Source organism: Hyphomicrobium sp. 2TAF46, from assembly GCF_052114865.1.
Classification (GTDB): Bacteria; Pseudomonadota; Alphaproteobacteria; order Rhizobiales; family Hyphomicrobiaceae; genus Hyphomicrobium_B.
Window position 1 is genome coordinate 648,783 of sequence record NZ_JBFRFO010000001.1, and the last position, 13,123, is coordinate 661,905.

A 13,123-nucleotide genomic window follows, 5' to 3' on the forward strand; every position below is an offset into this window, starting at 1 on the left:
TGAAACGTAGTCACTTGATGTCCAGAACCGGCGCGCAGCGCAAGAGCAGCCCAACCGAATCAGCGCCGTCTGTGGCAGCCGAAGTGTCGCACAGCGATAGCGAAGCGGCCGTCTCTAACGAGGCGACGCCGTCGATGGCGCAGTATCTCGAAATCAAGGCTGCGAATCCAGACAGTCTGCTCTGGTATCGCATGGGCGACTTCTACGAATTATTTTTTGAAGATGCGGTTACCGCCTCCGAAGCGCTGTCGATTGTGCTGACGAAGCGCGGCAAACATCGCGGCCAGGACATCCCCATGTGTGGCGTCCCGGTGCACCGGGCCGACGAATATCTGCAGCGTCTGATCAAGAAGGGCTATCGCGTCGCCGTTTGCGAGCAGCTTGAAGACCCGGCCGAAGCCAGAAAGCGTGGCGCCAAGGCTGTCGTCAAACGCGATGTCGTCCGCCTCGTCACGCCCGGCACATTGACGGAAGAAGCGCTGCTGGACGCCAAAGCCAGCAATTATCTTACCGCAGTTTTCGGTGCGAGGCCGTCGGCTCGAGGACCGGATAACGCGGATTCGCGCGTCGCGCTGGCTTCACTCGACATCTCGACGGGTGAGTTCGAGGTTGCCGAACTTTCCGCGCTCGATCTCGCCGGCGAGTTGATACGCTTGGCGCCGAGCGAAGTCCTCGCCGCGGACGATCTCCTCTCCGATCAGACCTTCACGAGAGCGATCGAATTTTCAGGCGGCAAAACAACGCCGGTCCCGTCGGCATATTTCGACAGCGCGGCAGGCGCACGCGATCTCAAAGCCTGCCTGGGCGTCACCGATCTCGCAGGCTTCGGCACCTTCTCGCGCCATGAACTCGCAGCCATCGGCGCTGTTCTGAAATACGTCGACCTGACGCAGATGGGCCGCAAGCCCTTGATCCGCGCCCCGCGCCGGACCGGCAGCGCCTCGCTTTTCATCGATGCCGCCAGCCGAACGAGCCTAGAACTTGTGAAGTCATCCTCGGGAGACAAATCTTCGTCCCTGCTCGGCGCGATCGACCGCACGATAACAGGCGCAGGCGCTCGCGAACTCCTGGCGCGCATTTCGAGCCCCCTGACCGATCCTGCCGCCATCGACGCGCGCCTCGACGCCGTTGGTTTCTTGCTCGCCAACCGCCTATTGTTGGATGACATCCGCTTTCGCCTGCGCGGAACACCCGATCTCGCGCGTGCCCTGCCGAGGCTGAGTTTCGGACGTGGCGGTCCACGCGATCTCGCAGCCGTGCGCGACGCCATCGAAGCGGCCTCCGAATGCGCAAAAATGCTGGCCGAGGCGGCGGCACCGCTGCCTTTGGCACCCGAACTTCAATCGATCCGCACACGTCTGACCGCGGTTCCAGCATCGCTCAACGCTGCACTTCAGAGTGCACTGGTCGATGATCCGCCGCTGTTGAAGCGCGACGGCGGCTTCGTCAGAGACGGCTATAGTCGCGATCTCGATACCGCACGCGAACTGAGGAACGACAGCCGCCGCGTCATGGCGGAACTCGAAACGCGCTACATCGAAGAGACGGGCATCAAAGCCCTTCGCGTACGCCACAACAATATTCTCGGCTTTTATATCGAGGCGACGCAGCTCAACGCCAAACCTCTGCTCTCGCCGCCCCTGTCGGAGCGCTTCAAGCACCGGCAAACGATGGCAAACGCGGTACGATTCTCGACCGCGGAACTGCTCGAAACCGAAGGCCAGATCGCCTCCGCAAGCGAACGCGCGCTGAACTTGGAGCAGGAAATCTTCGCGAACCTCGCGCAAGACATCGGAGCCGCGAGCGAGACCCTTGGCGCGGCGGCGGGCGCCCTCGCCGAACTCGACGTCTATGCGGCGCTCGCGACGCTGGCGCTCGAGCAAGGCTATGTGCGGCCGGTGACCGATCACAGCCCCGCATTCGAAATCCGTGGCGGCCGTCACCCCGTCGTCCAGCAGGCTCTGGCGAAGAGCAACGGCGCGGCGTTCATCGAAAACGACTGCGTTCTCGGAAAAGGCGGAGCCGATGCGCCGCCGGGCTTCGACGAGCTTCCCGATGCACGCATCTGGCTTGTGACCGGACCGAATATGGCCGGCAAATCGACGTTCCTTCGCCAGAACGCCTTGATCACGGTGATGGCCCAGATGGGCTCATACGTGCCCGCGCGCTCCGCCCACATCGGCATCGTCGACCGGCTGTTCTCGCGCGTCGGCGCCTCCGACGATCTGGCACGCGGACGCTCGACGTTCATGGTTGAAATGGTCGAAACGGCCGCGATCCTTAATCAGGCAACGGAGCGTTCCCTCGTCATCCTGGACGAGATCGGCCGTGGCACCGCGACGTTCGACGGCTTGTCGATCGCGTGGGCGACGGTCGAATATCTGCATGGGGTGACCAAGGCGCGGGCGCTCTTCGCAACCCACTATCACGAGCTGACCGCTCTGGCGCGACGCCTCGATGGGATCGCGAACGTCACGATGGACGTTACCGAATGGCACGATAACATCGTTTTCCTGCATAAGGTTAAACCCGGCGCCGCCGACCGCTCCTATGGTATTCAAGTCGCCAAGCTCGCGGGCCTCCCCGAAACCGTCGTCTCCCGGGCACGTCAGGTCCTGGAGCGCTTGGAGAAGGCCGATCGCCGACCACGCATTGGCAACGAAGGTATCGACGATCTGCCATTGTTCTCCGCGGCGCGGCCGACGAGCGCAGCCGCCGGCAAGGAGCCTTCAGCCGTTGAAAAGCTGCTCGACGCCATGCATCCTGATGAGCTGTCGCCCAAGGCGGCACTCGAAAAAATGTATGAACTCAAGGCTCTTGCCGAAGCCCAGAAGAAGACGAAGCCTTGACCAATGAAACCTTGAATGAGCTCGTCCCGCCGCCTTACTTCGACAAGCTTGCCGCGCGCCGCGAGCTGACCGGGCATTTCAACGCGAGCAGCTCGCCGGCCGATGCGCGCCCCAAGGTACTCGACAGCCTGAAGACGATTTTGAGGAATGCGCGGGAATCGGCGCGCATCGCGCTCGAAGCCGACGGAAACGGCAGACGCTGCGCCTCCGGTCTCAGCCTGTTTCAGGACGAGATGATCAGGCTGATCTACGATTACACGGTCGTCCACGTCTATCGCGCCACCAATCCCTCCGATGCCGAGCGCATGGCGATTGTGGCGACCGGCGGCTACGGGCGCGGCCTTCTCGCGCCGGGCTCCGACATCGATCTCCTGTTTCTGCTTCCCTACAAGCAGACGCCCTGGGGCGAGAGCGTTGCCGAGTACATGCTCTATCTGCTCTGGGACTTGGGCTTCAAGGTCGGCCACGCGACGCGCACGGTCGAGCAATGTCTGAAGCTCGGCCTCGCCGACATCACGATACGCACCGCCCTTCTCGATTCCCGGCTCATCCTCGGCGACAAGCAGCTCTTCGCAGAGTTCGAGGATCGCTTCCGCTCGGAGGTCGTCGCCGGCACCGCACGCCAGTTCATCGACGCCAAGATGGCCGAGCGCGACGAGCGAACGCGGCGCGCAGGTTCAAGCCGCTACAAAGTCGAGCCGAACATCAAGGACGGCAAAGGCGGCCTCCGCGATCTCCATACGCTGCAATGGCTGTCGAAATACATCTTCAATCAGGAAGTCGGCGCCGCCGCCGTCGAAGCCGGGATCTTCACGCCTGAAGAGGTGCAGACCTTTCGGCGTTGCGAAGATTTCCTCTGGCGCGTGCGCTGCTTCCTGCACTTCCTGACCGGACGCGCCGAAGAAGTCCTGTCGTTCGAAGTGCAGCCGGCGATGGCGCAAAGCCTCGGCTACACCTCGCGCGACGGTCTGCGCGCCGTCGAGCGCTTCATGAAGCACTACTTCCTCATCGCGAAAGACGTCGGCGACCTGACGACGATCCTCTGCGGTGCGCTCGAAATGCAGCAGCTGAAGACGTCGCCCGGCTTCAAGCGGCTCCTTAATCCGCTGAGCTGGAAGATGCGGCGCGAGGTCCGCCAGAAAACCGATTTCCGCATCGATAATGACCGCCTGAACGTCGCCGACGCCGATGTCTTCGTTCGCGATCCGGTCAATCTCATCCGCTTCTTCGCGCAAGCCGCGAATACGGGCGCTTATCTCCATCCCGATGCGATCCGCCTGCTTCGCGGCTCGCTTCGGCTCATAGACGACAAGCTTCGCCATGACCCCGAAGCCAACAGCATTTTTCTTTCGCTGTTGACGGCACACGGAAACCCGGAGGCATCCCTCCGTCATATGAACGAAGCCGGCGTGCTCGGCCGCTTCCTGCCCGAGTTCGGCCGCATCGTCGCGATGATGCAGTTCAACATGTATCATCACTACACGGTCGATGAGCACCTGTTACGCACGCTCGGCAACGTCGTCGCCATCGAACGCGGCGAGCTTGCGGCCGATCTGCCGCTTTCGACGGCCATCTTTTCCTCCATACAGAACCGCCGCGCCCTGCTCGTTGCAGCGTTCCTTCATGATATCGGCAAGGGCCGGAAGGAAAGTCACTCGACCGTCGGCGCCCGCATCGCGCGCAAGGTCTGCCCGCGGCTCGGCATGACGGCCGCCGAAACGGAACTCGTCGCCTGGCTCATCCAGGAGCACCTGACGATGAGCAACTTCGCGCATTCGCGCGACATCTCCGATCCCGATACGATCCGCGCTTTCGCCAGCATCGTCCAAAGTCCGGAGCGCCTAAAGCTGCTCCTGCTGTTGACCTCCGCCGATATCATGGCCGTCGGCCCCGGCGTCTGGAACGGCTGGAAAGGCCAGCTTCTCCGCACGCTTTATCACGAAACCGAACCGCTCGTTGCAGGCGGCCACACGCAAGCTCCGCGCGCCGAACGGATCGAACAGGCGCAAGCGGCATTGCGCAACGCACTCTCCGATTGGCCCGCGGATAGCGTCGATAGCTTCATTGCCCGGCACTATCAGAACTATTGGCTCCGCACCGAACTCGCAACGCAAGTCGAGCATGCGAACGTGGTGCGCGACGCCATGCGCTCGCATACGAAATTCGCTACCGCCATCAAGACCGATGCCTTTACCGCGATAACCGAGCTGACGGTCTTCGCGCCGAACCACGCGCGGCTTCTCTCCCTCTTCGCCGGCGCCTGTGCCGCGGCAGCCGCCAACATCGCCGGCGCGCACATCACGACGACGCGCGACGGTTACGCGCTCGATACCTTTTTGCTCAATCGCGAATTCCGCGACGACGAAGACGAGCTTCGCCGCGCCCGCCGTATCATCGACACGATCGAGCGCCTGCTGACCGGCAAGGAGCAGCTTCCCGTTCTGCTTCAGAAGCGGCGGATTGGCTCGCGAGGCGTCGAGGCCTTCACCGTCGAGCCCGAGATCGTCATCAACAACGCGCTTTCCGATCGCCTGACGGTGCTGGAAGTTTCCGGCCGCGACCGCCCAGGCCTCCTATACGAATTGACGTCCGTCCTTTCGGATCTGTCGCTCGACATCGCCTCGGCGCATGTCACGACATTCGGCGAAAAGGCCGTCGACGTCTTTTATGTGACCGATCTGGTCGGCAAGCAGATCGTCAACGAAACCCGCCAAGCCGCCCTACGAGCGCGATTGCAATCCGTTCTCGATCCGATTACCGAACCTGTGAAGAATACATCTGAGCCCGCCCGCACCTGACGAATGCGGCGAATGCCCCGGAATGCCAAACCGGGAAGCCCAAAATGCAACAATCCGGGCGTGACACGGCCGTGACCCGGCGGCCACGCCCCACAAGTGAGGCATTAGGCCATCAAATTGCCGGATGTTTCCGGCCGTAAGCCGGTTTAAGAGGGCGAAACTTCCGCCTTGGCGCCAAAAAGCGAACAGTAAGCCTCCAATCGATGAAACTTTATAAATCGTTCGCGACCGTCGGCGGCCTCACCCTCCTCAGCCGAGTCTTCGGCTTCATGCGCGACATCCTGATCGCGGCAACGCTGGGATCGGGTTGGGTGGCCGACGCCTTCGTCGTCGCCTTCCGCTTTCCCAACCTCTTCCGCCGTCTCTTTGGCGAGGGCGCATTCAACTCCGCCTTCGTCCCGATCTTCGCCAAGAAACTCGAAGGCGACGGCAAGGAGGCAGCCCGCAGGTTTGCCGAAGACGCGATGGCGGGCCTCCTCTTCGTGCTGCTGATCGTCACCATCGTCTCCGAACTCGCGATGCCGTTTTTGATGTACGGCCTGGCGCCGGGCTTCAACGTCACGCCGGAGAAGTTCGATCTCTCCGTGCTGCTGACGCGGATCACGATGCCTTATCTGCTGTGCATGTCGATCGTCGCCTTGATGTCCGGCGCGCTGAACTCCGTCGGACGCTTTGCCGAAAGCGCCTCCGTCTCGATCGTCCTCAACGGCGCGATGATGATCGCGACGCTGATCTCGCTGTGGCTTGGCTACCGGGCAGGGCCTGAAGCCGGCATCATCCAGGCATGGGGCGTGTTCGTAGCCGGATTTCTGCAGCTTTTGCTTCTGATGTGGGGGATGCACAACGCCGGAATGAGACTTGCGATCCGTCGTCCGAGCCTGACCCCGGATGTTCGCAAGCTCGTGCGGCTCGGCATTCCTGGCGTCATCTCCGGCGGCGTGACGCAGCTCAATATCGCCATCGGAACGGTCATCGCTTCGCTTCAGCCGGGTGCCGTTTCGCATCTCTACTACGCCGACCGGGTCTACGAGCTGCCGCTGGCAATCGTCGGCATAGCAATCGGCATCGTGCTCCTGCCCGACGTCGCGCGCCAGTTGCGAAGCGGCAATACGGCCGGCGTCATGGATAGCCAAAATCGTTCGCTCGAATTCGCGCTGCTGCTGACGATACCGGCGGCGCTGGCTCTCGCGGCAATTCCGACGGATATCACCCGTGTTCTCTTCGAGCGCGGCGCCTTCAGCGCGGCAGACACCAAAGTCACAGCATCCGTGCTCGCGATTTTTGCCCTTGGCCTCCCCGCATTCGTCATGATCAAGGTCTTCTCGCCTGCGTATTATGCCCGCGAAGACACGAAGACGCCGATGCGCTACGCAACGATCAGTCTGACCGCGAACACCATCGGCTCTGTCGCGTTGTTCTTTCTGTTGCGCCATCTCGGCATGATGCCCCAGCTCGGCATCGCCATCGCGACGGCGCTCGGCGGCTGGCTCAACGCTTATCTGCTGTGGTCGACCTTGCGGCGCCGCGGCGACTTCATCATCGACGGCCGGCTCAAGCGGAACGTACCCTTGATCCTGTTTTCGAGTGTCGCCATGGTCGTCGCCCTGCTGGGCACGAGCCACGTCCTCGCGCCACACCTCGATCACAGCGGCGGATTCTTCGTAAAGGCGTCGTTCCTGGCCGTCGAAATCGGTGTCGGACTGGGCGTCTTCGCGGTTCTGATTTTGGCGACAGGCGTGATGTCCATCGGCCAGCTCGGCCGCCTGACCCGCCGCGGGAGCTAGCAAAAGCCGCCGCCACTTGCGCTGCGGCCGCCCGCACGCGATAAGGCCGCCGGCTTTCTCTTCAACACGGTACGCACACCCATGAAAATCACGCCGCGCGTTTTCTCCGGCATGCAGCCGACCGGCAGCTTGCATCTCGGCAATTACCTCGGCGCGATGGTCAATTGGATCAAGATGCAGGAGACGCACGAATGCATCTATTGCGTCGTCGATCTGCACGCGATCACCGTGTGGCAGGACCCCGCCGAACTGAGAAACGCGATCCGTCAGGTGACGGCTGCCTATATCGCCGCCGGTCTCGATCCGAAGAAAAGTATCCTTTTCAATCAATCGCAGGTCAGCGCCCATGCCGAGCTGGCATGGGTCTTCAATTGCGTCGCGCGCCTCGGCTGGCTGAACCGCATGACGCAGTTCAAGGAAAAGGCCGGCAAAGATCGCGAGCAGGCATCCGTCGGGCTCTACGCCTATCCGAACTTGATGGCGGCCGACATCCTCGCCTACCGCGCGACGCATGTGCCGGTCGGCGAAGACCAGAAGCAGCATCTGGAGCTTGCCCGCGACATCGCGCAGAAGTTCAACAATGACTTTGCCGCCTCGATCATCGCGGAAGGCTTTGCCGACGGCATTTTCTTCCCCCAGCCCGAACCCGTCATCACCGGCGCCTCGACGCGGGTCATGAGCCTGCGCGACGGCTCGAAGAAGATGTCGAAATCCGATCCGTCCGATCTTTCGCGGATCAACATGACGGACGATGCCGACACGATCGCCAAGAAGATCCAGAAGGCGAAAACCGATCCCGAACCGCTGCCGGGCGACGAAGGCGGCTTTGCTGGCCGACCCGAGGCGGAAAACCTGATCGGAATCTATGCGACCATCGTCGACAAACCAGTCGACGCTGTGCTTGCTGAATTCGGCGGCCAGCAATTCTCCGCATTCAAAAAGGTGCTGGCCGACGCGCTCGTCGCGAAGATCGAGCCCATCGCCAACGAAATAAAGCGGTTGACCGGCGACCCCGCCGAGATCGATCGCATTCTGGCCGACGGGTCATCACGGGCGCGCGAAATCGCAACGCCGATCATGGGTAAGGTCAAGGACATCGTCGGTTTCATCCGAAGCTGACCGCACCGCCTACACTGACCGTTGCAGCGGGTGCCGATGAATGGCAGCATCGCATCCATGAAACCGCGCCGCTCATTCGAAGAAGGCCATCGCCGCAAGTTCCTGATCGTCGTTGACGAGAGCCAGGAAGTTGAAAGCGCGCTCTATTACGCGGCGAGCCGCGTGCAGCGCTCTTCGGGCCTGCTGGTCATGCTCTACGTGATCGAGCCGAGCGAGCTGCAGCACTGGGCTGGCGTACACCAGGTGCAGCTGGACGAAGAGACGACCAAGGCAAAGGCGCTATTCCGGCTTTTCCGGCGCAAGCTCGCCCACGCGGGTTTCGACAACGTCGAGGCCGAAGACGTCATTCGCGAAGGCCGCACCGCCGAAGAGATTAACCAGCTCATTGCCGAAGATGAGGATATTGCGATCCTCGTCCTCGGCGCCTCGATCGATGCCAAAGGCCCCGGGCCGCTCGTCGCGTCCCTTGCAACGGCCCGCGCCGCAGGCGGCTTCGCGGTGCCGGTGACCGTCGTCCCGGGACAGCTTTCGCTCGCGGAAATCAAGGCCTTGGCCTAAATTGCCCCACCCAGGTGCCGGGGTCGATATCTCGACATGAGCAGCCATCCTACCTATATTTGAAGTCTTCTAATCCTATCCCGCGCAGGATGGCGCGCGTGGAACCCGACCGCGAAATGAGGCATCCATGTTTATCCAGACGGAAGCCACGCCCAATCCGGCGACGCTGAAGTTCATCCCGGGACGGGATGTGCTCGCCGACGGCACCGCCGATTTCCGTACGAAGACCGATGCGACTGCTTCCCCGCTCGCGACCCGCCTTTTCGCGATCGAAGGCGTTGACGGCGTGTTCCTCGGCTCCGACTTCATTTCGGTCACCAAGGGCGACATCGAGTGGCAGCACCTGAAGCCGATGGTGCTTGGTGCCATCATGGAACACTACATGTCGGGCGCGCCGGTTTCCGGAGGCGAAGACGCCAACGACAACGCCGCGGAAAGCTATGCTCCCGAGGACGAAGCGACCGTCGCGACGATCAAGGAATTGCTCGAAACGCGCGTTCGCCCCGCCGTCGCCCAGGATGGCGGCGACATCACGTTTTCCGGCTTCCGCGATGGCGTCGTCTATCTCCACATGCGCGGCGCCTGCTCCGGCTGCCCGAGTTCGACGGCCACCCTCCGGCACGGCATCGAAAACCTGCTGAAGCACTTCTGCCCCGATGTGCAGGCGGTCCAGCCGGTCTGAGACCTGAAATAATCCTCAGAACCCCGCTCCGGCGGGGTTCTTCGTATTTGGCCCCCAAAACGCGCGAGAAAAAATGGCTGAGCCGCTCGACAGTGCTGCAATCGACCAATTGTTCGACAAGGCTCGGACTAACAACAAATGGCAACCGCGCAAGGTGCCCGATGCGCTCCTCCGCCAGATCGTCGAGCATATGCGGTGGGCCCCCACGAGCGCCAACTGCTCGCCTGCGCGCTTCGTCTTCGTCAAATCGCCGGAGGCCAAAGCGCGGCTGAAGCCGCATCTGAGCGCCGGAAATGTGGATAAGACGATGGCCGCACCGGTAACGGCCATTATTGGCTACGATCTGAACTTCTACGAAGCCCTGCCGCGGCTCTATCCGCCCGCTGACGCAAGAAGCTGGTTCGCCGGCAAGAAGCAGCACGCCGATACAACCGCCTTCCGCAATGGGTCGCTTCAGGGCGGCTATTTCATCCTGGCGGCCCGCGCGCTCGGACTCGACTGCGGCCCGATGTCAGGCTTCCAAAATGCGGGGGTAGACGCCGAGTTCTTTACCGGAACTGAAATTAAGTCGAATTTCCTCTGTAATCTGGGCTACGGGGATCCGGCGGGGGTCTATCCCCGCTCACCACGATTTGACTTCGACGAAATCGCCACGATCGTTTAAAAGCTCCGCCCGGAATGAATATTCTTTCGCTCGACACGTGTTTCGATGCCTGCTCGGCTGCGGCGGGCCGGGGGCTTCGTTCCCTGACACCCGGCATTTCATTCAGCTTCGAGCCCATGCAAACGGGGCACGCTGAGCGTCTGCTGCCGATGATCGAAACGGTCATGGCGGAAGCTGGGCTCGATTTCAAAGCGCTCGACCGCATCGCCGTGACGTACGGACCCGGGACGTTTACCGGCACACGCATTTGCGTATCCGCGGCTCGAGCGCTCGCCCTCGCGACCGGAGCACAGTTCGTCGCACTTTCAAGCCTCCGATTGATGGCGATGAGCGCGCGCATCCCCGCCGCTCCGACGAAACGTATCGCCATCGCGACTGACGCGCGGCGGAACGAGGTCTATTTCGAAGTCTTCGACCGCCACACCATGGAAACGGTCGTCGACGCGCAATGCGCGGCGATCCCTGCCGCAGCCAAATTGCCGGGTTCCGGCCCGATCGTCATCGCTGGTTCCGGTGCGGAACAACTCGCAGCCGAAGCCAACCGCCAGGGCATCGAGGCGACCGCGATCCTTCCGGATCTCCTGCCCGATGCGCTCGACATGCTGTTTCCCGCCTGCGAACTTCCGCTGACAGAGACGGTGAAACCGCTCTACCTCAGAGCGCCCGATGCGAAACCGCCCGCGCCAAGCCCATTCCTCGGAGCCGGGGCATGACGAATGTCACGCCGTTCCGGAATTTGAAGCATGCAAGCATGCTTTGGGCGGCGCCAGATCGAGCCGAAGAGATTGCGGCGCTCCATACCAAACTCTTCGACCCGCCGTGGGATGCGGCCGCGATCAAATCGCTTCTCGAACATCCCGCCGCCACCTCCCTGATCGCCGTCGCGGGAGGACAGAAGAAATCGGTCATTGCCTTCGTGATCGGCCAGCTCGCCGCCGATGAAGCGGAGATCCTGTCGATCGGCGTCTCACCCGACTGGCAGCGCGTAGGCCTTGCAACCGGCCTTCTCGAAGGCCTGTCCCGCGCGGCGCGTCGCGGCGGCGCCAGACGCATTTTCCTCGAGGTTGCAGAGGACAACACGGCCGGACTGGCCCTTTATCGCAAGCTCGGATTTGTCGAAGCCGGGCGGCGAAAGCGCTATTATGAGCGCCCAGGCAGCACCCGCGTTGATGCTCTGACGCTTGTTCTGGCGCTCGAAGAGTCTGAACAACCGGCCTGATATGGACGTTCGGCCTTGTCACTGCCTATAAGGCGCCCATACTCCGGCGACGAGAAATAGTCGCCCTTAAGCCAAAAGCCTAACACCGCCATGACCCTGCAATCCGCGAAATCCGAGACTTCCATCGAATCGCGATGCGCGGAATGCGGTCTGCGGATGACGGGCCAAAGGCGCGTCATCGCTCGGGTGCTGTCCTCCGCCACCGATCATCCCGACGTCGAAGAAGTGCACCGGCGCGCCCACGCGATCGATTCGAGAATTTCGCTCTCGACGGTCTACCGCACGCTCAAGCTTTTCGCCGGGAAGGGCATTTTGGAGCGGCATGATTTCGGCCACGGCCGCGGGCGCTACGAAGCGGCGCCACGTGAGCATCACGATCACCTCGTCGATATCGAGAGCGGGCGTGTCATCGAGTTCTCGAACTCCGACATCGAGGCCTTGCAGGAGCGTATCGCGCACGAACTTGGTTTCGAGCTTGTCGGCCATCGCTTGGAACTCTATGGCGTCCCTCTGGCAAAGAAAAAGTCTTCGAGCCGGAGAGGCTAGCGAAACCCATGGCAACCGGCTCACTTCGCGCCTCGGCCGTGCTCGCAGCATTTCTCTGCTTCACGCTGCCGTTGATGCCGGTGCAGGCCCTGCTGCTTAAAATGTCGCCGAAGGCCGCGCGGCGCTTTCCCAATTGGTACCATCGCCAGGTCTGTCGCATCCTCGGAATTTCGCTCGAGATCGATGGCGCCGTCGTCGCCAACGCTCCTGTGCTGCTCGTTTGCAATCACACGTCCTGGCTCGACATACCTGTGCTCTCGGCTCTCGCGCCGGTTTCCTTCGTTGCCAAGCTCGAAGTCGGCGGCTGGCCTTTCGTCTCCGCCTTGGCGAAGCTTCAGCGGTCGGTGTTTGTCGATCGGACGCGGCGGCAGGCAACCGGCGATGCCGCCGCCGAAATCATGACGCGGCTGAAGCAGGGCGACACGATCGTGCTGTTTGCCGAAGGAACGTCGAGTGACGGCAATCGCGTGCTGCCCTTCAAAACTTCCCTCTTCGGCGCCGTCTCGGGCGAGGGCGCCAAGGAGCCGCAGGTCGTCGTCCAGACGGCCGCCGTCGTCTATACGCACGTCCGGGGCATTCCATTGAGCCGCGCCGACCGCCCGCGCATCGGCTGGTATGGCGACATGGAAATGACGTCGCACGCCTGGGGCGTCCTCCGATCCGGCCCGATTACGGTTACGATCAAGGTAGGCCCGCCCGTGCCCTTGCGCGACTTCAAGGACCGCAAGGATCTGGCGCTCAAAACCGAGCGCGAGATCCGCTCGGCCGTAATCGGCATCCTGCGCGGTCGCCCCGGCGATCCCGGCCTCGTCCCGGTCGAACCCTCCGAGGAAAGCCGCCGGAAAAAGCTCGCTTTGCCGCAGGCCCGCAGCGAGAAATGGACATAACCGCGGCTTTCTATGCT

The 13,123-nt window shown here is 62.3% G+C and carries 11 protein-coding genes; all 11 read left to right on the plus strand.

The features are described 5' to 3' along the window. Positions 1-17: 17 nt before the first annotated feature. The 11 genes from mutS to AB4Z24_RS03035 all read left to right on the plus strand — a co-directional run bounded on the left by mutS (position 18) and on the right by AB4Z24_RS03035 (position 13,106). Positions 18-2,849: a DNA mismatch repair protein MutS gene (mutS, locus tag AB4Z24_RS02985; protein WP_441705859.1), complete on the plus strand. Its 2,832-nt coding sequence runs from the start codon at positions 18-20 to the stop codon at positions 2,847-2,849. After that, complete coding sequence (locus AB4Z24_RS02990) at positions 2,846-5,647, plus strand: [protein-PII] uridylyltransferase (protein ID WP_441705861.1); 2,802 nt, start codon at positions 2,846-2,848, stop codon at positions 5,645-5,647. The genes mutS and AB4Z24_RS02990 overlap by 4 nt, the downstream gene beginning before the upstream one ends. Positions 5,648-5,850: 203 nt before the next feature. After that, entirely contained in the window at positions 5,851-7,431 is a 1,581-nt protein-coding gene (gene murJ / locus AB4Z24_RS02995) for a murein biosynthesis integral membrane protein MurJ (RefSeq protein ID WP_441705863.1), read from the plus strand. Positions 7,432-7,512: 81 nt separating this feature from the next. Continuing rightward, positions 7,513-8,550 carry a tryptophan--tRNA ligase gene (gene trpS / locus AB4Z24_RS03000; protein WP_441705865.1) on the plus strand — a complete coding sequence of 346 codons (1,038 nt, stop codon included), beginning with the start codon at positions 7,513-7,515 and terminating at the stop codon, positions 8,548-8,550. A gap of 57 nt (positions 8,551-8,607) precedes the next feature. Further along, entirely contained in the window at positions 8,608-9,108 is a 501-nt protein-coding gene (locus AB4Z24_RS03005; protein ID WP_441705866.1) for a universal stress protein, read from the plus strand. A gap of 127 nt (positions 9,109-9,235) precedes the next feature. After that, positions 9,236-9,790, plus strand: coding sequence for a NifU family protein (locus AB4Z24_RS03010; RefSeq protein WP_441705868.1), 555 nt, complete (start codon positions 9,236-9,238; stop codon positions 9,788-9,790). A 73-nt stretch (positions 9,791-9,863) separates the two neighbouring features. Continuing rightward, positions 9,864-10,454, plus strand: a complete 591-nt coding sequence (locus AB4Z24_RS03015; protein WP_441705870.1) for a malonic semialdehyde reductase — start codon at positions 9,864-9,866, stop codon at positions 10,452-10,454. Between the two features lie 14 nt (positions 10,455-10,468). Further along, positions 10,469-11,167: a tRNA (adenosine(37)-N6)-threonylcarbamoyltransferase complex dimerization subunit type 1 TsaB gene (gene tsaB, locus AB4Z24_RS03020; protein WP_441705872.1), complete on the plus strand. Its 699-nt coding sequence runs from the start codon at positions 10,469-10,471 to the stop codon at positions 11,165-11,167. Further along, positions 11,164-11,673, plus strand: a complete 510-nt coding sequence (rimI, locus tag AB4Z24_RS03025; protein WP_441705874.1) for a ribosomal protein S18-alanine N-acetyltransferase — start codon at positions 11,164-11,166, stop codon at positions 11,671-11,673. The genes tsaB and rimI overlap by 4 nt, the downstream gene beginning before the upstream one ends. 90 nt (positions 11,674-11,763) lie before the next feature. Continuing rightward, complete coding sequence (locus AB4Z24_RS03030; protein WP_441705876.1) at positions 11,764-12,219, plus strand: Fur family transcriptional regulator; 456 nt, start codon at positions 11,764-11,766, stop codon at positions 12,217-12,219. A gap of 8 nt (positions 12,220-12,227) precedes the next feature. Further along, on the plus strand, positions 12,228-13,106 hold the full coding sequence (locus tag AB4Z24_RS03035) for a lysophospholipid acyltransferase family protein (RefSeq protein WP_441705878.1): 879 nt from the start codon (positions 12,228-12,230) through the stop codon (positions 13,104-13,106). The last annotated feature ends 17 nt before the right edge of the window (positions 13,107-13,123 follow it).